This window comes from Sphingomonas zeae, from assembly GCF_014197135.1.
Taxonomy (GTDB): Bacteria; Pseudomonadota; Alphaproteobacteria; order Sphingomonadales; family Sphingomonadaceae; genus Sphingomonas; species Sphingomonas zeae.
Genome location: NZ_JACIFA010000014.1, coordinates 1 through 21221 on the forward strand (window position 1 = coordinate 1; position 21221 = coordinate 21221).

The 21221-nt window shown below is 62.9% G+C and carries 19 protein-coding genes and 1 pseudogene; 16 read left to right on the top strand and 4 right to left on the bottom strand.

Annotation, left to right across the window (positions count from 1 at the left end; translation table 11 throughout):
* Positions 1 to 879 precede the first annotated feature (879 nt).
* The gene (locus GGR45_RS16165) at positions 880 to 2319 is read right to left on the bottom strand and encodes a sensor histidine kinase (RefSeq protein WP_175312431.1); all 1440 of its coding nucleotides are present in this window, start codon (positions 2317 to 2319) and stop codon (positions 880 to 882) included.
* Positions 2309 to 2974 carry a response regulator gene (locus tag GGR45_RS16170; protein ID WP_175312430.1) on the bottom strand — a complete coding sequence of 222 codons (666 nt, stop codon included), beginning with the start codon at positions 2972 to 2974 and terminating at the stop codon, positions 2309 to 2311. The genes GGR45_RS16165 and GGR45_RS16170 overlap by 11 nt, the downstream gene beginning before the upstream one ends.
* Before the next feature lie 100 nt (positions 2975 to 3074).
* On the opposite strand from GGR45_RS16170, the gene GGR45_RS16175 reads away from it, so the two are divergent.
* From GGR45_RS16175 to GGR45_RS16195, 5 genes are read left to right on the top strand one after another with little or no spacing between them, the layout of a single operon-like run.
* Positions 3075 to 4151: an ABC transporter substrate-binding protein gene (locus GGR45_RS16175; protein WP_175312429.1), complete on the top strand. Its 1077-nt coding sequence runs from the start codon at positions 3075 to 3077 to the stop codon at positions 4149 to 4151.
* On the top strand, positions 4148 to 5644 hold the full coding sequence (locus tag GGR45_RS16180) for an OprO/OprP family phosphate-selective porin (RefSeq protein ID WP_415640713.1): 1497 nt from the start codon (positions 4148 to 4150) through the stop codon (positions 5642 to 5644). Before GGR45_RS16175 ends, GGR45_RS16180 begins: the two co-directional genes overlap by 4 nt.
* 33 nt (positions 5645 to 5677) lie before the next feature.
* Positions 5678 to 6979: a CitMHS family transporter gene (locus GGR45_RS16185; RefSeq protein WP_175312428.1), complete on the top strand. Its 1302-nt coding sequence runs from the start codon at positions 5678 to 5680 to the stop codon at positions 6977 to 6979.
* Positions 6980 to 6983: 4 nt separating this feature from the next.
* Complete coding sequence (locus tag GGR45_RS16190; RefSeq protein WP_175312427.1) at positions 6984 to 7628, top strand: YjbE family putative metal transport protein; 645 nt, start codon at positions 6984 to 6986, stop codon at positions 7626 to 7628.
* Positions 7629 to 7665: 37 nt separating this feature from the next.
* Positions 7666 to 8322: an alpha/beta fold hydrolase gene (locus tag GGR45_RS16195; protein WP_175312426.1), complete on the top strand. Its 657-nt coding sequence runs from the start codon at positions 7666 to 7668 to the stop codon at positions 8320 to 8322.
* Positions 8323 to 8633: 311 nt separating this feature from the next.
* Here the strand turns inward: GGR45_RS16195 and GGR45_RS16200 are convergent, their stop codons facing one another.
* Positions 8634 to 9104: a J domain-containing protein gene (locus GGR45_RS16200; RefSeq protein ID WP_175312425.1), complete on the bottom strand. Its 471-nt coding sequence runs from the start codon at positions 9102 to 9104 to the stop codon at positions 8634 to 8636.
* Positions 9105 to 9278: 174 nt separating this feature from the next.
* Positions 9279 to 9911 (bottom strand): annotated as a pseudogene (locus GGR45_RS20050) (integrase core domain-containing protein); the annotation flags it as partial.
* A 236-nt stretch (positions 9912 to 10147) separates the two neighbouring features.
* Here GGR45_RS20050 and GGR45_RS16210 point away from each other — a divergent pair.
* From GGR45_RS16210 to GGR45_RS16260, 11 genes are all read left to right on the top strand, one after another.
* Positions 10148 to 11146: a thiamine pyrophosphate-dependent dehydrogenase E1 component subunit alpha gene (locus GGR45_RS16210; RefSeq protein ID WP_217498044.1), complete on the top strand. Its 999-nt coding sequence runs from the start codon at positions 10148 to 10150 to the stop codon at positions 11144 to 11146.
* Positions 11147 to 11161: 15 nt separating this feature from the next.
* Entirely contained in the window at positions 11162 to 12190 is a 1029-nt protein-coding gene (locus tag GGR45_RS16215; RefSeq protein WP_175312424.1) for an alpha-ketoacid dehydrogenase subunit beta, read from the top strand.
* 4 nt (positions 12191 to 12194) lie between these two features.
* Entirely contained in the window at positions 12195 to 12434 is a 240-nt protein-coding gene (locus GGR45_RS16220) for a biotin/lipoyl-containing protein (protein ID WP_175312423.1), read from the top strand.
* Positions 12435 to 12438: 4 nt separating this feature from the next.
* Positions 12439 to 13104: a 2-oxo acid dehydrogenase subunit E2 gene (locus GGR45_RS16225; RefSeq protein WP_175312422.1), complete on the top strand. Its 666-nt coding sequence runs from the start codon at positions 12439 to 12441 to the stop codon at positions 13102 to 13104.
* Between the two features lie 202 nt (positions 13105 to 13306).
* Complete coding sequence (locus GGR45_RS16230; protein ID WP_175312421.1) at positions 13307 to 13942, top strand: TetR/AcrR family transcriptional regulator; 636 nt, start codon at positions 13307 to 13309, stop codon at positions 13940 to 13942.
* A 267-nt stretch (positions 13943 to 14209) separates the two neighbouring features.
* Positions 14210 to 15310: a zinc-dependent alcohol dehydrogenase gene (locus GGR45_RS16235; protein ID WP_175312420.1), complete on the top strand. Its 1101-nt coding sequence runs from the start codon at positions 14210 to 14212 to the stop codon at positions 15308 to 15310.
* A 201-nt stretch (positions 15311 to 15511) separates the two neighbouring features.
* Positions 15512 to 17041: a carbohydrate porin gene (locus GGR45_RS16240; protein ID WP_175312419.1), complete on the top strand. Its 1530-nt coding sequence runs from the start codon at positions 15512 to 15514 to the stop codon at positions 17039 to 17041.
* A gap of 89 nt (positions 17042 to 17130) precedes the next feature.
* Positions 17131 to 17898: an SDR family oxidoreductase gene (locus GGR45_RS16245; RefSeq protein ID WP_175312418.1), complete on the top strand. Its 768-nt coding sequence runs from the start codon at positions 17131 to 17133 to the stop codon at positions 17896 to 17898.
* A gap of 18 nt (positions 17899 to 17916) precedes the next feature.
* On the top strand, positions 17917 to 19083 hold the full coding sequence (locus tag GGR45_RS16250; protein WP_175312417.1) for an epoxide hydrolase family protein: 1167 nt from the start codon (positions 17917 to 17919) through the stop codon (positions 19081 to 19083).
* 599 nt (positions 19084 to 19682) lie between these two features.
* On the top strand, positions 19683 to 20117 hold the full coding sequence (locus GGR45_RS16255) for a pyridoxamine 5'-phosphate oxidase family protein (RefSeq protein ID WP_175312416.1): 435 nt from the start codon (positions 19683 to 19685) through the stop codon (positions 20115 to 20117).
* A 28-nt stretch (positions 20118 to 20145) separates the two neighbouring features.
* A complete protein-coding gene (locus GGR45_RS16260; RefSeq protein ID WP_246358272.1) occupies positions 20146 to 21138 on the top strand; it encodes an SDR family oxidoreductase in 993 nt (330 codons plus the stop codon).
* The last annotated feature ends 83 nt before the right edge of the window (positions 21139 to 21221 follow it).

A 21221-nucleotide genomic window follows, 5' to 3' on the forward strand; every position in this document is an offset into this window, starting at 1 on the left:
CCGGTTCCGCTTCGCTCCACCTGCGCCCGGCAATGGCGGCGGAGACGACAATGCACTAACTATCTACCCGGACCACCCGGTGGGGGCTGCTCAGCCCACGATGCCGGTTAAAGCGAGAGTGTCCGATTGGTCGTCTGGAGTCACTATCTTCCCCGGCTTTATGGTCGACCCGCCGACGCCGCGGCGTGGAGGACGGTTTCCAATCGATTGTTAACGCTGTTCGCTGTCGGTCTGATTGTCCAGCATGATTAGGGACAAAAGGCAGCCTTGCATATCCCGGGGTTCTGCTCAGCTGTACACCATGCCGAAAAAACTTTGGCGCAAGATTGCGACTAAACGCTGGTACCCCACAAAGTTCCACAACTTGCCATAGGTTAGTTCTATTGCGGAAAGTATCGAAACTGACGCCGGTTGCGCGGACCCCCTTGTCTTTTCCAGCGCCTGGTTTGCAAAGCTGTGCCGGTCCCACGGAGATAAAAGCGCTCACGCCCGGCAGATGACCCGGACATTTGGTAGGCCAGTTCCCCCGTCCGAAGAAGTTCATGAAGGATATGTCCATCGCATCTCGACCGGCTGCGATGGTTTCGAGCCCCTCAACGGGAGCAGGACCGCTCGCGTTGACTAAGCGCCGATGGCCGCCGAGCCACACGTCGACGACAGTGTGGACGTCGTCAGGTTTGGGTTCCTAGGCGTAAGCTGCAGCCAGCCGCGCGGGGAAGGCCATTGACGCACTGTGGATCGAGAGGACCCGGATACGGTCACTCGGAATGCCCGTCCTGCATACCGAAGAATTTCATTCGGTCATCTTGCATGATCGCAGCCCTCTGCGCGTACCGTTCCCCACCTGGCTTTGGAGATCACGTGGGAGACGACAGTCGCTCAACAGAGCGGACCCACGGGTCCATTTGATTTGGTGAAGCCACCGGCGGCTGTTCGGGCTGCAGGTTCGAAGCCCAGCGTGATGCGCAGTCCGGGTCGGGTACTGACGATATCCAACGACGCATCAAGGCGCGACGCGGCAGAACGGACGATGGCGAGGCCGAGGCCGCTCCCCTCGCTGTCGCGCGCGCTTGAAAGGCGGGTGAAGCGTTCGCCCAGACGGACGAGCTCGGCATCGGGCAGGCCAGGCCCGTCATCAGCCACCACGATCCTGGCTCCCTCCCCTTCTTCGCATGATATGGTCAGCATCACCTGGCCACCGCGACGATTATAGCGGATCGCATTGTCGAGCAGGTTGGATAGGATTTCGAATATCAGGGTGCGGTGGCTGACGATCACGATGTCAGCGGGCGCATCGAGATGGATTTCCACCCCCGCTTCGATCGCCTGCGCGATCCGGCGGTTAATGACGGCGACCGCCACCTCGCGCAGGTCGACCCGCTCGCGCGGTGGCGCGACGCCTGCCTCTTCCGCCCGGGCCAGCGCCAGCAGCTGCGTCACCAGATGCTCCAGCCGGTCGGCGGCGTCCGCGATCTCGCCCAGCGCGGTCGGGCTGCCACGCCGGGCCAGTGCGACCTGCACCTTCAGCACCGCCAGTGGCGTGCGCATCTGGTGCGAGGCATCGGCGGTAAAGCGCCGCATGCCCGCCGTGGCGCTGTCCAGCCGGGCGAGCAGATGATTGAACGCATCGGCAAGCGGGCGAAGCTCGACCGGCAGCGGCCCGGTATCGAGCGGCGACAGATCCGGCGTCGCGCGTGTGTCTCGCGCCGCAACCGCCTCGCGCAGCCCCGCGAGCGGCCGCAGGCTCCAGGCAAGCGCCGGGCGGATCAGCAGCATGGCGACGCCCACCAGCAGTAACTCGCCCAGCACCAGTGCGATCACCAGCCGCCGTTGCAGCGCACGGCGACCATCGAGCGTCTCAGCCACCTGCACGATGACCGGCGCGTCTATGCGCGGCAGCGCCCGACGTACCTCGGCGATGCGAATCTCCTGATCGCGGTAGCGCGCGAAACGAAAGCGCGGCGTGTCCAGCGCCAGTTCGGCGATGTTCGGCGCGGATAGATCGGCGTAGCCGGTCAGCAGCCGGCGCCCTACCGCGATCCGATAATAGACATTGTCGCGCTCGCTATTCTCCAGCATCCCGAAGGCGGCGGCGGGCAGGTCCAGTGTCACCTCGCCACGTTCCACCTGCACCGTCTCGGCCACCGCGCCCAGCGCGCCGCCGAGCACGCGGTCATTAGTACGGCGAACCACGTCCGCGATGAGCGTCGCCCCCGCCAACCCCAGCAGCACCGCGATCGCCAGCATCGGCGCGAGCATTGCCGCGAACAGCCGATTGCGCAGCGCCAGCGCGCCGCCACGCGGAGGCTTAATGGGCATCGAGCATATAGCCGACTCCGCGCACGGTGCGGATCGCCGGGCCGTCGGGGGCCAACTTGCCGCGCAGCCGCGTGATGTTCACCTCGATTGCGTTGGGGCCGACCGGCTCGTCATAGCCGAACACCTCGGATTGCAGCGTCTCGCGCGGCACGATCTGCCCGGCGCGGGTTGCTAGCGCGTCGAGCACCGCCCATTCCCGACGACGCAAGTCTAGTGTCCGCTCCCCCACCCGCGCCACGCCGCGCGATCGGTCGAGGACCAGCGCTCCGACCGCCAATTCGGGCGTGGGGTCGCCGCCGCGCCGCCGCCCCAGCGCCCGGATGCGCGCCTCCAGCTCTTCCGGCGCGAAGGGCTTTCGCAGATAATCGTCCGCGCCCAGGTCGAGCCCGCGCACCCGATCGTCCAGCGCATCGCGCGCGGTTAGCATCATCACCGGCACCCGGTTGCCCTGCCGCCGCAGCGTCTGAAGCACCGAAAAACCGTCGATATCCGGCAGCCCGACATCCAGGACGATGAGCGCATAGGCTTCGTCCGCCGCTACGATCAGCGCGTCCTCGCCGGTCGCGACATGATCGACCGCATGGCCCGCCGCGCGCAGCAGCGCGACAATCCCGCGTGCCAGCGCCGCATCATCCTCGACGATCAGAATCCGCATGGCGCGGCGCCTCCGTGAAAGGCGGATGACAGCTTGGGGGGATAATCCATGGCATTGAGCTTACCCGAACTCAGAGGCGGGAAGCGAGAGGACCTGAACGATGCGAATGGTAATTCTGTCGATGCTGATGCTGGGTGCCTTCGTGCCCGCTCGCGCCGATGCGCAGCGCCCGACCGGTTATCCCCGCTCCTATGACGCGCTGGTCGCCAATGCGCGCGGCGAGCGCATGGTGCGCATCTATGGCAATGCCGATACCGCCGCGATGCAGCCGCTGATCGCGGCCTTTCGCCGCACCTATCCGGGCGTCCAGGTGCGTTATGACGATCTGGAATCGCGCATCATCTATGATCGCGTCGTCGCCGAGGCGCGGGGCAAGACACCAGGGGCCGATCTGGTCTGGTCGTCGGCGATGGACCTCCAGGCCAAGCTGATCAACGACGGCTATGCGCAAGGCTATCTCAGCCCCGAAAAGCCCGCGCTCCCCGCCACGGCGGTGTGGAAGAATATGGGTTACGGCGTCACCGCCGAGCCGGTCGCCTTCGTCGTCAACCGCCGCCTGATCCCCGCCGGACAAGTGCCGCGCACGCATGAGGCGTTCGAGCGATTGCTCCGCATCCGTCGCGGCGCCCTGATGGGCAAGGTCGCCACCTATGACCCCGCCCGGTCCAATGTCGGCTATCTCTATCTGACCGAGGATCATGCCATCACCCGCGATACCCGTTCGCTGGTGCAGGCTATCGCGGCGACCCGGCCGATGCTCTCGCGCACGACCGAGCCCATGCTGGATGCGGTGTCGGCGGGGCGGATCGCCATCGCGTACAACGTGGTCGGCCCCTATGCGCTGACCCGTGCGATGCGCGACCCGAATATCCGGGTCGTTTTCCCGCGCGATTATACGATCATCGCCTCGCGCGTGGCCTTCATCGCCCGCGACGCGCGGCATCCGGCGGCGGCGCGGCTGTTCCTCGACTTCCTGCTGTCGCGCACGGGGCAGACGCTGCTCTCGAAGCAATGGCTGCTGCCGGTGCGCGCCGACGTCCGGGCACCGCGCCTGTCGCGCGAACAGCAGCGTCCGATCCGCGTCGGGCCGCAGCTTCTCGTCAATCTCGATACGATCAAGCGCCGCCGTTTCCTGGCCGACTGGTGCACCACTCTTGCTCAAGAGGTCCCCAAATGATGACCCCGATCCGAACCGCCACCGCGCTGGTCGCCCTGCTGGCCACCACCCCCGCGCTCGCCCAGACACCGACCAACGACGACCTCGCCACGCTGGTCCGCCAGCAGGCCGCCGAGATCGCCGCCTTGCGTGCCCGGCTCGACCGGCTGGAAGGCACGGCAGCCGCCGCTCCCGCTCCGATTGCCGCCACGCCCCCTGCTCGGACCACGCCGCCTGTGCCGCAACTGGCGCAAAACGACACCATCGGCCGTGATACCGTCACCCGCCCCTTCGCGCCGCAGCTGGTGCCCCCCGGCCCCGCCGAGCGCGACGTCGCACAGGCACGGCAGGCCAATGCGGCGGGCGTGACGACCGAATGGGGCGCGGGCCTGCCGGTCTTCCACTCGGCGGACGGCATCTACACCTTCAAGCCGCGCGGACGTATCCTAACCGATGTCAGTTCGACCTTGGGATCGCGCTATGACGGGCGCAACATCACGACGACCGGCATGCGCGCGCTGCGCCTGGGTCTGGAAGGCGGGGTCGGCACCCATTTCTTCTACCAGTTCGAGTCCGACTTCTCCGAGAACGAGGTCGATATCGTCACTGCGTTCATCGGCTGGCGCAACCGCATCCGGCCGGGTCTGGATTACGACCTTCGCGCCGGCCACCTGTTCAACGATCGCAGCTTCGAGGGCTCGACCGGCTCGGATTCGACGCCGTTCATGGAGCGCACCGTCGTATCCACCGCGATCATTCCGCAACGCGGCTTCTACGGCGTCGGCATCATGCCACGCCTGTTCTGGAAGACCGGCCACGCCTCGCTGACCCTGACCGGTGACCGGATCGACGGCAACCAGGCGACCAATGACAGCCGCACCGTGCTCGCCCGCGCGCACTGGAACCCAATCAAGAGCGACGATTCGGTCCTGCACATCGGCGCCTGGGGTTTCGACGAGGCGCTGTCCTCGGCCGCGACCACGCTGACCCGCAACACGGTGATCGGCGGCCGCTTTAACGGCGCGCTGCGCGTGTCGACCGGCGCGCTGCTCGGCGGGCGAAGCACCACCGGCTATGGAGCCGAGCTGGGCGGCTATGTCGGCCCGGTCTGGGTCATGGCCGAGGCTGGCGAGCGCCGCGCGCGCCTGACCGGCGGACGTCCCGACTTCCTGAGCAAGGCGTGGAGCCTGTCAGGCGGCTGGTTCGTCACCGGTGACCTGCCCCCCTATAACCCGCGTCTCGGCAGCTTCGGCCAGCCGCGCGTCCTGAAGCCGATCTTCGAGGGCGGGCCGGGCGCGATCGAGCTGACCGCGCGCTATGAGAATCTCGATTACACCAGTCTGCTGACCGGCGGGCGCGGCTGGGCCGCAACCGCAGGTGTTAATTGGTATCTCAACAGCTTCACCCGGCTTCAGTTTAACTGGGTCCATTGGGACACCGATAACCGCGCAGGCGCCTTTACCGGCCCCGACAGCGGCGAGACGATCGGTACCCGCATCGCCGTCACCTTCTAAACGCTCATTCCCCTTTTCGCGGAGCATCCTTCGATGGATCTTGCCCTCCTCGGCTTCCTGATGGTCGCCACCTTCATGACGCTTATCATGACGAAGCGGATGACCCCGCTGGTCGCGCTGATCGTCGTGCCCACCGCCTTCGCGCTGCTCGCCGGCTTCGCCTCCGGCCTCGGCGACATGATGATCGACGGTATCAAGAACCTTGCGCCGACCGGTGTGATGCTGCTGTTCGCCATCCTGTTCTTCTCGATCATGACCGATACCGGGTTGTTCGATCCGCTGGTCAACCGGCTGCTGCGCATCGTGCACGGCGATCCGATGGCAATCCTGATCGGGACGGTGGTGCTGTGCGCGATCGTCAGCCTCGATGGCGACGGGTCGACGACCTATATCATCACCATCGCCGCGCTGCTGCCGCTCTACAAGCGGTATGACATGAACCGGCTGTACCTGTGCTGCCTCCTCATGAGCACCAGCGGCATCATGAACCTGACGCCCTGGGGCGGGCCGACCGCGCGCGCGGCCAGCGCGCTGAAGCTCGATCCCGCGACGCTGTTCCTGCCGCTGATCCCCGGCATGATCGCGGGTCTCGCCTTCCTCGTCGGCCTGGCAATCTGGTTCGGCCGCAAGGAGCGTCGCCGCATCGGTCACGTAAAGGCGAACGAGCCCAGCGCCTTCACCGGCATGGCCGTGTCGCAATTTCCCGAGGCGCGCCGCCCGCACCTGCGCTGGTTCAACGGCGCACTGACCCTGACGCTGATCGCCGGGCTGGTGTCGGGCATTCTGCCGCTGTCGGTGCTGATGATGCTGGCCTTCGCGGTCGCCATGATCGTCAACTATCCGCAGGTCGCCGAACAGAAGGAGCGGATCGCCGCCCACGCGGGCAACGTCCTGTCGGTCGTCTCGCTGATCTTCGCCGCCGGTATCTTCACCGGCATCCTGTCGGGCACCGGCATGGTCGGGGCGATGAGTAAGGAGGTCGTCGGCTTCATCCCGCCGGTCCTGGGGCCGTACATGGCGCCGATCACCGCGATGCTCAGCCTGCCCTTCACCTTCTTCATTTCGAACGACGCCTTCTATTTCGGAATGCTGCCGATCCTGGCCGAGGCGGGCGCGCATTATGGCGTGTCGCCGATGGCGATCGCCCGCGCCTCGCTGATGGGCCAGCCGGTTCATTTGCTCAGCCCGCTGGTGCCGTCTACCTATCTGCTGGTCAGCTTGGCGGGGATCGACCTGGCCGATCATCAACGCTTCACGCTCGTCCCCGCCGCCGCGGTGTGCGGGGTCATGACGCTGGTCGGGATAGCGGTGCTCGCCTTCCCGCTGATGGGCTGATCCGATGGACATCTGGCAACACATCGTCGCCGACTTTTCCGCAATCGGCACCCCCGCCGCACTTGCCGCCTTTGCCCAGGTCGTCATGATCGACGTCCTGCTGGCCGCCGACAACGCCATCGTCGTCGGCGCGCTGGCGGCGGGGCTGCCCCCGGCGATGCGGCGCAAGGTGATCCTGGTCGGTGTCGTCGCCGCGCTGGTCCTGCGCATCGGTTTCGCGCTGGTCGTGACGCAGTTGCTCCAGATCGTCGGGCTGGTGCTGGCGGGCGGATTGCTGCTGGTCTGGGTCGCGTGGAAGATGTGGCGCGAGCTGCGCGGCGGCGCGGATGAGGACGATCCGCTCGCGCATCAGGCCCCGCGCCGCTTCTGGGCCGCCGCCTGGGCGGTCGCGGTGGCGGACGTGTCGATGAGCCTCGACAATGTCCTGGCGGTCGCGGGCGCGGCGCGCGACCATCCGGGCATCCTCGCCATCGGCCTGATCCTGTCGGTCGCCTTGATGGGTCTTGCCGCCAATGTGCTGGCGCGCGTGATCGAGCGTTATCGCTGGCTGGCCTATGTCGGGCTACTCGTCATCCTGTGGGTTGCAGGCAAGATGATTTGGGAAGGCCTGACCGACCCGGCGCGTGGCATCCTGACCCTGTTCGCCTGACGCCTCCGCTCAACCTCAATCTTCGGGAAACATTGCCATGATCCGCAACGCGCCGCCCCTCGTCCTGCTGCCTGCCATGGGGTGTGACGGACAGCTCTGGGCTCGGCAGGTGGTCGACCTCAGTGACATCACTCATCCGATGCTGGGCGACCTGACCGTCGACGATACGCTGGAGGCGATGGCCACGCGCGTGCTGGCCCATGCCCCGCCGCGCTTCACGGTCGCCGGGGTCAGCCTGGGGGGTTATGTCGCGCTGGAGATCATCCGGCAGGCGCCCGACCGGGTGCAGCGGGTGGCCCTGTTCGGCACCCGTGCCTCGATGCAGACTCGCCCGCGTACCGTCGCCGAGCAGGGACTGCTCGCGACCGCACCCCATGCCGACCCGACACTGACCCCAATCATCAGCGGCCCCGTCCAGGCGATGGCCGAGCGCGTTGGCGCAGCGGTCTTCGAGCGCCAGCAGCGGGCCATGCTCGCTCGGCCGGATATAAGCTCGGCTATCGCCGCAGTGCGCGTGCCAACGCTGGTGGCGGTCGGCGAGCATGACCGCATCTGCCTGCCTGCGGACGCACGCGAATTATCCGACCATATCCCCGGTTCGCAGTTCCATGAAATCCGTAACTGCGGGCATCTGGCCCCGCTCGAGCGCCCCGGCCAGGTCACCCAACTTTTGCGGGACTGGCTGCAAGGTTGAAAAAGACGAGAATGAGCAACAAGGGTTGCTCGGGAAATCTGCACAGCGGGGATAGGTGGATCGCCGATCTGACGGCGGCGATGCTGGCTGGCCGAGTTGGCGCAGCAGTATGATGCCCACCCCAACCTTACTAATCAATGGCGGTGACGGCGGCTGGACGGTGCGGCGGATGTGCTCGGGGCGGATCCGCCAACCCCTTTTCCGCTGCCGAACTTCCGCCGCTCGTTCATCACCGCGTTATTGCCGCTTTAGGAAGCAAGCTGTGCAAATCCGAGCTTCATGCCCGACACGGTGCGGACGGCTTCGGCGGGTTATGGTACGCGGTGAACTGCCACGCTATGTCGAACCGTAGATGCCGAACCGGGCTCCTCGTAATACAGAACAAGGATGGTAGCTAACGGTGCGGCGGTAAGGATTAACAGAAAAAGACCGATCAGCCAGTCGTTGGTGTCTAGCGGCTGCGAGAAACTGCCGCTGGGCTGCATCGACGGTTTAGGTCGCATCGCGTGCCGCCCGGCTTTCCTTGGGTGAACCGGGCGATCCGCAGCAGCCTGATGAGCGGACGGCTTGAAATGTAAGCGATCATAGGCGGCGCGTGCGTCCTTTCTTCCTAAAACGGCATACGCCTCATTGATCTCTTTCGCGCGAGCAGAAACGTCAACACCATGATTGGCATCGGGGTGATATTGACGGAGCAGCGCCTTCCACGCGGAGTGGATAGTGTCGCGACTTGCCGTCGAGGGCACCCCGAGAACGGCATAATAGTCGGGTGATAAAGCCATCCGGTTGTCACCTGTCGCTAAAACGCAAAAAACGAACGTCCACCTGGCGGGCGATCGCAATCGGGCCTTCTCGGCGATCCAAAGGGCGACTTTTGGCACTAACCGTCAGATGGCTACCGTTTCCATACGCAAATTTCGCGCTTTCGACAAAACTGCAATCGCCTCCGCGCACGAGGTGTTCATTCCGGGCATCTGGATCGGGTTGACGATGAACCGGTCTGGCTCTGACGTCGAGAGCTTGGCGATGTATTCCCAGGGTGTGAGCCCGCTGAGCGTCTTGAGCCGGCAGGCAAAGTTGTAGGCGGCCATGAAGTCGGCGAGGTGCGTCCGCGGTTGGTCGTGGCTGTCATAGTGGAAGCGTTTGACGGTCGCTTGCTGGATAGTCCGGTTCATTCGTTCGACCTAACCGTTGGTCCATGGGTGGGGCGGCTTCGTCAGTCGGTGCCCGATACCGTTTGCCTCGCAGATCATGTCGAAGCGCATCTGCCGCGACCAGGCGGTGTTGCGACTACGTGGCTGCTCAGCGAACTGAATGCGATTGTCCGTCAGGATGGTGTGGATGCTGTAAGGCACAGCTTTCAGCAGATGTTGTCGGGCGGTCGGCCTTGTCGTCCAGCGGCAGCACTGTGTTCTGCCGGAACGTCCCAACCATTGCCTCCTCGACCTCGGACAGGGTGGTGGAGAAAGGGCTTTTGACACGGTCTTCAAATCCTCGACGGTTGCCCGCGTGCGCCACTTCGCATCCGTCTTCACATGGATCCCCATCTCACGGCTCAGCGTACCGTCCGCCTCATTCGGCCTCGCCAATCGGCGTCATCCTGGACCCCATCATCTTTCCCTTGCCGTCAATGATACCTTTGGGTATCAATAATGGGGTTCGGCCTGAAAATGGTCGAGCGGAGAGGAATGCACAGAGCGATGGACGTCCCGTTCCAGTTCGCGCCCGTTGGGCGTGGCGATCAGCGAAGCCTGCTCAATCCGAACTACGGCATCAGCGGATCGTCGGGGAATGGGTCGTCCTCCAGATGAAGGAAACCCGATCCATGGTGGAACTATCGCGTGAAGCGAAGATCGAGATGTTGAGACGGATGCTTCGCATTCGTATTTTCGACGAGGTCGCTTCCGAGCTTCAGGCCAAGGGTGAAATACCAGGCCCGCTTCATACGTCGATCGGTCAGGAGGCCGAGGTGGTTGGCGCGTGCATGGCGCTGTCCCGGCAAGACTATATGACCGGCAATCATCGATCCCATGGGCATCCGATCGGCAAGGGCGCACCACTCGGACCGCTGATGGCTGAGTTGCTGGGTAAGGAAACGGGCGTTTGCAAGGGGCGCGGCGGTTCGATGCATCTTGCCGATTTTGCAATCGGAAGCCTTGGCGAATCCGGTATCGTCGGGGCGGGCATGCCGATTGCGACCGGTGCGGCCCTCAGCGCCAAGTTGCGCGGCACCGACCAAGTCGCCCTGACATTCTTCGGCGATGGCGCATCTAATACAGGGCCGTTTCACGAGTCGCTCAATCTGGCGGCAATCTGGAAGTTGCCCGTCATCTTCCTGTGCGAGAACAACGGGTACGCCGTGGTGACACGCGCCAGTGATATGGTCGCGGTGGAGAACATCGCCGACCGCGCGACTGCTTACGCCATCCCCGGGGAGGTCGTTGACGGGCAGAATGTACTGAGCGTCCACGAAGCGACATCGCGTGCCGTCAAGCGGGCGCAATCGGGCGCGGGGCCGACCCTCCTGGACGTCAGGACGTATCGCTACCGTGATCATGCCGAGTTCGGCAAGATGGGTGACTCAGTCGCATCTTATCGTTCCAAGGAAGAGGTCGAGGCGGCACGCAAGCGCGACCCCATCGAGATGTTTGCCAAGATCCTCATCGAAGGCGAAGTCCTCGACGAAGACGGTGTCGCGTCCGTCCGCGCGCAGGTCATAAGCGAAGTGGACGAGGCCGTAGATTTCGCCCGGGCGAGCGCATTTCCGGACGTTTCGACGGCGTTTGATTTTCTGTTCGTCGACGCCGTCGCCCCCCGGCACTGAAAGGACAACATTTCCATGTCATCCATCCTATCCGACGAAGTCCATCAGGATTCGAGCAACAGCACGGTCAAGCAGACCTTTCTCGAGGCAACGGTCGCGACGATCGTCGAGGAAATGCGAGCGGATCCAACGGTATTCACCATGGGTCAAGATATACGCGGTGGAGTTTACGGCGCCTATCCTCTCGCAGAGTTCGGCGAACGCGTCAGAAGCCTGCCAATCTCTGAGGCAGCAAATGTCGGCGCGGCAATTGGCTCCGCGATGACGGGCATGCGCCCCGTTCTGGACATGACCATCGCCACCTTCCTGTATTCCGCGATGGACCAGATCGTGAATCAAGCGGCAAAAAGCCGCTTTCTGTTTGGAGGCCAGGCCCGGCTCCCGCTCGTCATCCGATGCACGATGTTCTACGGATCATCGCAGGCCGCGCACCATAACGACCGGGCCTACGCCATGTTCATGCATGTGCCGGGCCTCAAGATTGTGGTGCCGAGTTCTCCTGTAAACGCGAAGGGCCTGATGCGGGCAGCAATCAGGTCGAACGATCCCGTCCTGGTGTTCGAGGATTCGACGCTGTGGGGAACACGCGGGGACGTGCCGGTCGATCCAGATTTCATTATACCGCTGGGCGAGGCCGAGATCCGGCAGCGGGGGTCGGACGTTACCGTCATCGGTATTGGCCAGAGCTTGCGTACGGTCGATCAGGCCCTCAAGCTTCTCGGCAAGGATGGCATCTCGATCGAAGTGATCGACCCCCGGAGCCTGTGCCCCTTCGATTGGAAAACGGTGCTCGCTTCGGTGGACAAGACGCGCCGTGTCGTCGTCGTCGATAACGGACCCATGACATGCGGCGTTGCTGGCGAAATTCTAGCCACCGTTGCCGAACATTTTCACGGCCGCCTGCTGGCCCCGCCAAAGCGCGTCACCGCACCCGACATGCACCTGGCGTTCAGCCCGCAGTTGGAGAAGGCGCTGCTGCCAAGCCGGGAAGCCGTGGCTGAAGCCATCAAATCAACGTTTGAATATCGCGGGAAGGAAATTTGAAGCCATGGCACGTATCGAAGTGAAAATGCCCCAGTGGGGCATGGGCATGAACGAAGGCACCGTCACGAAATGGCTGAAGTCCGTGGGTGACGATATCCAGGTCGGCGAGGAGATCGTCGAGGTGGAAGCCGCAAAGGCGAATGGTGCAGTCGAAGCATCGGACGCAGGCCGGCTGGTCGAGATCGTCGCGCAGGAGGGCGAAGAGATACCGGTCGGCGACGTTCTCTGCATCATCGAGAGCTAGTCCCATGGCAGAAGAGATCAGCCCCGCGCCAAGGGAAACAAAGCTGCGGGGGATGCGGGGTGCCATCGCTAGTGCGATGAGCGCAAGTCTCCAGTCCGCTCCACAGCTCACGCTGCATACCGAATTCGAGGTCGGCGCGATGCTGGCGCTGCGTAAGACGCTGAGCGAAAAGGTCAGCATCAATACGCTGATCCTGACGGCTGTCGCCCGCGTTCTTGCCCGGCGGCCCGACATCAATGCAACTCTCGAAAACGGTACCATCCAGCATCGGGATAGGGTCAATCTCGGCTTTGCGGTGGCATTGGACGCTGGGCTGGTGGTGCCGGTCCTGCGGGACGCCCAGGAATTGAGCGCGGGTGAACTCGGCACGCGTGTGGCTCACCTGACCGAGCAGGCGCGGTCGGGGTCTTTGAACTTCAAGGACATGACCGACGGGACGTTCTCAGTCACCAATCTTGGCAGCTTCGGGATCGATGCGTTCACGCCGATCATCAACCTACCCCAGGTCGCGATCCTGGGGATCGGGCGGGTGCGCGGCGAGGTCATGACCGCATCGCTGACGATCGATCATCGTGCGATCGACGGCGTTCCCGGCGCTACGTTTCTGGCCGAGGTGGGCCGGGAACTTGCTAGCCCAGCACTACTGCTCGCCACGCCAGCTATGACGTGAACTTTTACGGGTTTGCCGATGATCGAGAGGCGGCGCCGGGCTTCGTACCGGTGCCGTTCCGGCTGGCCGCATTCGTTGACAGCCGGATGACCCCCATGCCACTGCTGCGGAACATCGCGGCGGCCATACCAATGGCAGACGCCAAACACCTCCGCCGGCCGTACACCATGTACCCGAGGGCAAAGCACAGCAGGGGCCATCTATGGGTATGAATGAGCGCCGTCGCACGTCGGGCAGGCCTACGAAGGAAGACGCCGAACGTCTCGATGTCATGGTCCTGGCGGCAGCAAGAGCCGCGTTCCTCGAATACGGATTTCAGGCCGCTTCGATGAGCGAGATCGCCAACCGGATCGGTGCGGCGAAACCCACGATCTACAAGCGCTACAAAAGCAAGGAAGCGTTGCTGATGGCGATGATCGATGTGGAAGTGGCAAAGCTGGAACGCTTCGTCCGGGACGCCACGCTCGCATCCCGTCCTACTCTGGACGCACTGAGGGTCGCGGCCCAGCTTCTGTTCGACTACACGTCGGTCCCCGACGAATTGGCATTTCGCAAGCTGTTATACGGTGAGGCAGCCACAAAGCCTTTCATTGCAGACCAGATGTCGCAATGGCGATTGGTCCTGGAGGCGCCGCTCGTTGCCTTGGTGTCCCAGTGCCAAGAAGCAGGCGAGATCGGCAAGGAATTCGCTGCCGAATTTCTGACCGATATCCTTATCGACCTGATCGCGACCCCACTCGATCGGATCGCTCTTGAGCCATGCTTGCCTGAGCCAGCGCATCTGGCCCAGCTGTTTGAGGGCCGTTGGCGGGCGTTCGAACGCATCGCCCGCGCCTGAGCCGTCGATAGGGCAATGTCCTGCCCTTCTCTCCTGACTACGAAATAGAGCGGGTGGCAGCGCCTCGCCGCGCCTTGCCATCTTCCGGCGCGGCATCATCTCGCCATTTAATAATACTGCCGGGTTGCATTTTGCAGTGGCAGCGCTAGTATTCCTGTGACTCGACGAGCCCCGCCGCGACCGTCGAGCGATAGCTGGCCCTTGTTTGTACCGGGCCAGATATCCCGATGAAGCCGAAAACGGCATTGCGGAATTAGGAGAAGAGGCATGAAGGCATTGGTAAGCCGGGGTGCGGGAAACTTCGTTATCGAGGAGCGACCCGAGCCGAAGCCCGGCGCGGGCGACCTGCTGTTACGGCCCGCCTACACAGGCGTGTGCTTTTCTGACAAACATTGCTACGAAGGCTTGGTGGGCGCGGGCAGTTACGCCGACGGACTGGTGATAGGCCATGAGGTCAGCGCTATTGTCCAGGCTGTCGGAGACGGCGTTGCCGATTGGAAGCCGGGGGACTTGGTCTCGGTGGATCCCAGGCGATATTGCGGGGAATGCCCGCAATGTCGGGGCGGTGCCATGCTCCTGTGTGAGCAGGCGCCCAGCTTCATGGGTATCGGCAATGGTCCCGATGGCGCTTTTGCCGATCTTTTCGTGTCACCGGCATATACGTGCCACCAATTGCCGGATCATGTGGGCATGATGGAGGCCGCACTGGCCGAGGCGATGTCCTGCGCCACGCGAGCGGTTCGCCTATCGGGCTTTTCGGTCCATGACGACGTCGTCGTCTTCGGCGCTGAGGATTACGGCCTGTTCGCCGTGGAATGGCTCAAACGCGGCGGCGCGCGCCAGATCGTGGTTGTCGACCCCGAGGAGGTCCGTCGTCGGGCGGCGCTCGCCCTTGGCGCGACCGCGGTGGTCGATCCTGAAGTCGAGAATGTCGAAGCGGCTATCCGGGATCATATGCCGCGCGGCGCCGACGTGTCGTTTGTCTGCATGGAAGACTATGTCCCGGCCGCTCAGAATTACCTGCGGCACGCTTATAACGTGAGCCGTATCCAGGGAACTGTCGTGATTCTGCGTGCGTATGGCGCGGCACCGTTCGGGAATATCGACCCTTTGTCGCCGTGGCTGAAGGAATTGACGCTGCGACACTTCGGCTTCTTCTTCGGAAGCGAACCGCTGCGGGGCGGTTGGGCGCGCGGTGACTGGCAAGCGTCGCTGGAGGGAATGGCCGCCGGGATGAAAAGCTCGCCGCCACCCGGCACCATCATTGTCGATTGGGAAGACCTCCGCAGCAAGGAGGATGTCGACGAGTTATTCCGTGGGTTGCCGCATTCAGCGACGAAAGCGGTGGTCCGGATCGGCGGCGGCTAGGGCAGCGCCAGATGCCCGGCTGACGCCCAGGGCGGACTCATGACAGCAGAGCTGGGGGATGACCGCGACTAGCCGAACTCGTCGGACGGCGTCGCATCACTGTGGCTCGCACCCTGCCCGAGGATTCCGCTCTCGCCGCCGCATTTCAAAGGGCGACCGCCATAGCACTGATACCGGAACATCCATCCCGGGGGGATCAAGATGAGCTTGAAATCCAGTTCGCAATGCCATCAGGCCGTCATTACGGCGCGCCTACGCAAGCAGCAACGCCATCGCCTGTCATACGGCGGCATTCTTGCACTCGCCGCCTGTTGGGTGAGCGTCCCCGCCACCGCACAGCAGGCGCCGGTGCCTCCGGTTGCCGCAAATAGCCCGTCGACCGATGTGAAGGTCGGCGTCACCGACTTGGCCAATCAACCTCCCGCACCCACCGCGCCCCAAACTCCCCCGGCGATGACGCCGGAAATGCAGGCGAAGCTTGCCAAGGTGACCTTCGGACGGGACCCTGCCCTCTACCAGCATTTCGACAGGTGGCGGGAAAAAGGCGTTACGACCCAGTTTCCAGGGTCGATCGATTCATTGCTCGGCGATGTCGGGGGATTTCGCAGCTGGCTGTCCGACCGCGACATCAGCTTCGAGGGGCAGGTCGGCCCCAATGCAGTCTACAACATTCTCGACAACGCCAAGGGGCTTCCCCGCGCGTACAATGGTCAGACGTTTACGCTGCCCCCGGCGGGCCTCCTGCTAAAGGCGCAATTCGGGCTGAGCTCGGCCGGGTTGCCGAACTCCTACATCGGTCTCGGCGTATCAGCGATCGGTTGGACGAACTTTCCGCAGATCAACGGCAAATCCGGGTCCACGCAGCTTCTCAACGCCTATTATGCCCAAACGATCGGCGATCGTCTGCTCGTAAAGGCGGGCTATTTTCCGCTGCTCTTCGATTTCGCCGGCGTCTTCACGGGGGGGAATCCGGTTCTGGCCTCCGGACTTTCGGGCTTGATACCGGTGCAGGCGGGCATGACATTACCAAGCTCGGTGACGCCCGCGTTCGAGCTCTCCTATGACCTCAAGAACAATCTTTACATCAAGGGGGCCGTCCAGCGCAGCCTGAACCCCGCGGGGCTTGTTGCTGCAACCTATTCCAACCCCCATTCCATCAAATTCCTGGAGAATAGCACCGGAGCAAAGGTGCTGATGGTCGGGGAAGTCGGTTATAACCGCCCCGCCTCGATGGGGACGCGACGGCTCTGGTTACGCACCGGCTATATTTACAACACGTCGGATTACGCGGTTTTCGGGTCGACCGATAAATCCGACAATCAGGCCTTCTACATCCTCGGCGACTATCAGACCCTGCAGCCTGATCCCATGCTGCCTTATCGGGGGCTCTATCTTGGGGCGTCCGCACAGGTGGCGGCCGAAAACGTCAATGTCATTAGCCAGAATTACGAGTTGCGCGCCTATTGGTTGGGTCCGACGGATGCCCGACCGACCGATGCCATCAGTCTAACAGCGTCGTTCAACAAGTATAGCCAAGACGCGCGCAGGCAATTTTCCGGGGTCGGTGTTAGAACTGAAAGCAACCAGTTTTCCATCGGCGCAAATTACGCCTACCATATTCGACCCGGCCTCTACGCCACGCCAAGCATCGCATATATCGTGCACCCCTCGTTTACAGGAAAATATGCCGACGCCTTGAATGTTGGAATGATGGCGACGCTTCTATTCTGAAATAACCCGACAAGATCAGCATATGGCCGGATTTTACGCATGCAATCATTCCAATATTCTAGGAATTACCTTCTGTAGGGATTATCATTATGTCCAGAACATATGTCGTAACCGGAAGCGCGTCAGGAATAGGTCAGGCCACTACGAATCTGCTGGTGAAATTGGGTCACACGGTCATTGGCGTCGACCGCAGTCACGCCAATATCGTTGCCGATCTTAGTACAGCTGATGGCCGGAAGGAACTGGTGGATGCTGTTGCGAAACTGACAGATACCGTCGATGGCCTGATCTGCGCGGCGGGGCTGGGCCTGGACGCGCCGGTGACGGCACAGGTCAACTATTATGGAACGCTGGCCACGCTGATCGGCCTACGGCCATTTCTTGCGAATTCGGCGGCGCCCCGCGCGGTCGTGCTTGCGAGCGTCGCAGTTCTTTTCGATGCCGACGCCGATCTCCTTGGTGCCTTCGAAGGATATGATGAAGCGGCAGCCATTGTCCGGGCCGAAGCGATAACCGACCAACCAGGGGCCATTTACAGCACTTCGAAGCGAGCTGTCGCGCGGTGGGTTAAACGTCACGCACCGACGTCCGAATGGGCGGGCGCAGGGATCGCCCTGAATGCGATCGCTCCAGGCATGGTGATGACGCCAATGATCTCCGAGCAGATCAAGTTGCCGGAGGTCCGGCGCGCCATGCTGGAACGCGTACCGATGCCCCTCAACGGCATCGCCGAAGCCGACGATATCGCACGCGCCTTGGCGTGGTTCGCCGGTCCGGAGAACACCCATATCACTGGTCAGATCATCTACATCGACGGCGGGGCGGAAGCCTCGCTGCGTGGCGTCGGCACGCTGTAATCGCCATAACCTCAAGGAATGGATCAAGACATGACAGACAGGGCGATCAAGCCTTTTACCGTGAATGTCAGCGATGCAGAAATCGATGACCTGAAGTCGAGGATCAGGAACACGCGGTGGCTAGACGATTTCGAAAATGAATCGTGGAAATACGGCATGCCGCAAAGCTACCTTCGGGAACTTGCGGACTATTGGGTTACGGAATATGACTGGAGAAAGCACGAGGCCGAAATAAACTCCTACGATCATTTTCGCGTCGTTATCGATGACGTTCCGATCCACTTTATCTGGGTCAAAGCCAAAAAGCCTTCCAGTGGCGCACTGATCCTTACCCATGGTTGGCCATGGACGTTCTGGGATTATAAAGGCGTCATTCCGCTTTTGTCCGATCCGGAAGAGGGACCCGCATATGACCTCGTCATACCGTCTCTGCCCGGCTTCGGCTACTCATCGCCGCTATGCAAGACGGGCCTCAACCCCACAACCACCGCCGACCTGTGGGCAAAGCTCATGACCATGTTGGGTTATGACAAATTCGGCGCGGTAGGCGGGGACTGGGGCGCGTTCGTCACGGCCAATCTCAACCACGCCCATGCCGATCGACTTTATGGCGCTTATCTGTCGCTTTCGGCGATACCGGGACTGGATTTCAGCAAGCTGACAGCTGAGGATTATGACGGGCCGGGCGAAGAAGGCTGGTACGAGCGATGGACCGCACGTATGGCAACGGCCTATGCGCACAGCATGGTCAACTCGGCGGCGCCACAGACTATCGGCTACGCCTTGAATGACTCCCCGCTAGGCCTTGCATCCTGGATTGTCGAACGCCGCCGCCTGTGGAGCGACTGGGAGCATGATTTCGAGGAGGTCTTGTCGAAAGACGTGCTGCTGACGGGCGTGTCGATCTATTGGTACACCCAGACCGTGGGCACTGCTGCCCGTTTTTACGAAGAAGCGCATCTCCACCCCTTCAAGCCACGCCACGACAGCAAGACCTTGCCTGCGCCCACTGCGTTCGGCATCTTTCCGCGAGACCTTCTGCTCCTGCCCCGTAAGCTGGCCGAGCAGCATGCGAACGTCGCGCGGTGGACGGTCATGCCAAAGGGTGGTCATTTTGCACCATCGGAACAGCCCGAACTGTTGGCAGCCGATGTAAGGGCATTTTTCGCCGAACAGATGGGCTAATGTACGCGCCCTATCCCTAGCCCCACCGATGGTCAGGCCATATCGGTCATCGGTGGGGGGCGCACTTTGATCCTGCACCCGTTTCACCAAATGGAATCCAACGGTTGGAGAAACGAGTGCCCGATGCTCACTTCCGGTAGCAGCCTGCAAAGATCGCCAAACTGCTACCGGTCGACTTATCGTTGTTATATCGCCTCTGCCCGGCCACCGACCATCAGTTTAAACCCGCCTCGCTTTTCTTGTGCTCAGAACCTTCACCGCAATCGAAAATGCAGTGGCCGTCTCGATCGCGGTTGGTTTGCAGGTGAACTGCCCCCCCCATTTCGACCGGACGGATTTGAGTCCAGAAGGAGGTTTGGGGCTTTCCCCCTGAACATAGGCTTATGTCCGTGCCCGCTTCGGCACCATGCGCGCCACCCTCGCGCACCGGTGTTCAGCAACCGTTTGAACCCGTTTGGTGAAACGGGGACCAGATCATTTGGGTATCGCGCATCATTCGCCCCGATGAACCCTATCGGCTTTCGCCCGTTACGTTTCGACGCAATCTCAGGTATTTGGCCTTTTGCCATCGCCTGCGACATTGCCGGGAGAATGACCGCATGGCGACGATGACGCTGCCGGAACTGGCAAAGAAGATGGCCAAGCTCGATTTCGCGATGCTGGCGACGCAAGGGAGCTCCGGCGCAATGACCGCGCGGCCGATGAGCAACAATGGCGATGTCGACTATGATGGCGACAGTTATTTCTTCGCCTATGGCCAGTCGCGCAAGGTCGCCGAAATCCAGGCGCAGCCGCTGGTGACGCTCAGCTATACCGGCCCGGCCGGAATGCTCGGCGGGCCGCCGCTGTTCGTGGCAATTGAGGGCCACGCCTCGCTGATCGCGGATCGCGCGCAGTTTGAGGCGCATTGGACCAAGGATCTGGACCGCTATTTCCCCGACGGGATCGATACGCCGGGCGTGGTGATGATCCGGATCCACGCCGAACGCATCCGCTATTGGAATGGCGATGACGAGGGCGAGATCGCCGCCTGAACCTCTTCCCTGTCGTGAAGGACTCGACATGACCGATATCGAAACCTCGCGTCGCGGCATTTTGGGCGGAGCCGCGCTGGGTCTGGCCGCCGGTGCGGCCCCTGGCGCCGCCCTGGCGCAATCGAGCGGCAGCGGCGTCCCCAGCCTGCGCGATCCGCGCTCCGCCTATACCCGCACCCCCTTTCCCGAGCAGCGCCAGCCCTGGCCCGCGCTCGCCAGCAAGATGACCCCGCGCCCCGATCATGGCGAGACAAGCTATCGCGGCTCGGGCAAGCTGACCGGACGCAAGGCATTGCTGACCGGCGGCGACAGCGGCATCGGGCGCGCCGCGGCCATCGCCTTTGCCCGTGAGGGCGCCGATGTCGCGATCAATTATCACCCCAGCGAGGAGCCCGACGCGCGTGAGGTCGCCGACCTGATCCGGCAGGCGGGGCGCAAGGCGGTGCTGCTGCCCGCCGACATCCGCACGCAAAAGGCCTGCGAGGAGGTGGTGCGCAAGGCGATCGCGCAGCTCGGCGGGCTCGACCTGCTGGTCAACAATGCCGCCTATCAGCAATCCAAGGCTGACATCTCCGAGATCAGCGACGAACAGTTCGTCCGCACCTATGAGACCAACGTCTTCCACGTCTTTCGCTTTTCCAAGGCGGCGATCCCGTCGATGCCGCCGGGATCGGTCATCATCAATACCATTTCCCAGAACAGCTATGACCCGGGCGAGGACCTGATCGACTATGCCTCGACCAAGGCGGCGATCCAGAATTTGACCCGCGGCATGGCCAAGCAGTTGGCCAAGAAGGGTATCCGCGTCAACGCCGTGTCGCCCGGCCCGGTCTGGACCCCGCTTCAGGTCGCGGGCGGGCAGTTGCCCGGCAAGATGCACGAGTTCGGCCAGGACACGTCGCTGGGCCGCGCGGGGCAACCCGCCGAACTGGCGTCGCTCTATGTCGCGCTGGCCTCGGGTGAAGCGACCTTCTCCACCGGCACCGCCGTCGGCGCACATGGAGGCACGGGCTTCCCATAAGCATCAAGGGGGGACGGCCGGGGATCATGACACCGAGTTCATGTTATGATCCTTGACTTGAGCGGCGCAACGGGTGCTCCATC

Coding starts and splice junctions, on each gene's coding strand:
- GGR45_RS16220 (WP_175312423.1), top strand. CDS start 12,195: ATGGCACGTATCGAAGTGAAAATGCCCCAGTGGGGCATGGGCATGAAC.
- GGR45_RS16260 (WP_246358272.1), top strand. CDS start 20,146: ATGACCGATATCGAAACCTCGCGTCGCGGCATTTTGGGCGGAGCCGCG.
- GGR45_RS16240 (WP_175312419.1), top strand. CDS start 15,512: ATGAGCTTGAAATCCAGTTCGCAATGCCATCAGGCCGTCATTACGGCG.
- GGR45_RS16175 (WP_175312429.1), top strand. CDS start 3,075: ATGCGAATGGTAATTCTGTCGATGCTGATGCTGGGTGCCTTCGTGCCC.
- GGR45_RS16250 (WP_175312417.1), top strand. CDS start 17,917: ATGGATCAAGACATGACAGACAGGGCGATCAAGCCTTTTACCGTGAAT.
- GGR45_RS16210 (WP_217498044.1), top strand. CDS start 10,148: ATGGTGGAACTATCGCGTGAAGCGAAGATCGAGATGTTGAGACGGATG.
- GGR45_RS16190 (WP_175312427.1), top strand. CDS start 6,984: ATGGACATCTGGCAACACATCGTCGCCGACTTTTCCGCAATCGGCACC.
- GGR45_RS16165 (WP_175312431.1), bottom strand. CDS start 2,319: ATGCCCATTAAGCCTCCGCGTGGCGGCGCGCTGGCGCTGCGCAATCGG.
- GGR45_RS16230 (WP_175312421.1), top strand. CDS start 13,307: ATGGGTATGAATGAGCGCCGTCGCACGTCGGGCAGGCCTACGAAGGAA.
- GGR45_RS16225 (WP_175312422.1), top strand. CDS start 12,439: ATGGCAGAAGAGATCAGCCCCGCGCCAAGGGAAACAAAGCTGCGGGGG.
- GGR45_RS16245 (WP_175312418.1), top strand. CDS start 17,131: ATGTCCAGAACATATGTCGTAACCGGAAGCGCGTCAGGAATAGGTCAG.
- GGR45_RS16215 (WP_175312424.1), top strand. CDS start 11,162: ATGTCATCCATCCTATCCGACGAAGTCCATCAGGATTCGAGCAACAGC.
- GGR45_RS16200 (WP_175312425.1), bottom strand. CDS start 9,104: ATGGCTTTATCACCCGACTATTATGCCGTTCTCGGGGTGCCCTCGACG.
- GGR45_RS16195 (WP_175312426.1), top strand. CDS start 7,666: ATGATCCGCAACGCGCCGCCCCTCGTCCTGCTGCCTGCCATGGGGTGT.
- GGR45_RS16235 (WP_175312420.1), top strand. CDS start 14,210: ATGAAGGCATTGGTAAGCCGGGGTGCGGGAAACTTCGTTATCGAGGAG.
- GGR45_RS16185 (WP_175312428.1), top strand. CDS start 5,678: ATGGATCTTGCCCTCCTCGGCTTCCTGATGGTCGCCACCTTCATGACG.
- GGR45_RS16170 (WP_175312430.1), bottom strand. CDS start 2,974: ATGCGGATTCTGATCGTCGAGGATGATGCGGCGCTGGCACGCGGGATT.
- GGR45_RS16180 (WP_415640713.1), top strand. CDS start 4,148: ATGATGACCCCGATCCGAACCGCCACCGCGCTGGTCGCCCTGCTGGCC.
- GGR45_RS16255 (WP_175312416.1), top strand. CDS start 19,683: ATGGCGACGATGACGCTGCCGGAACTGGCAAAGAAGATGGCCAAGCTC.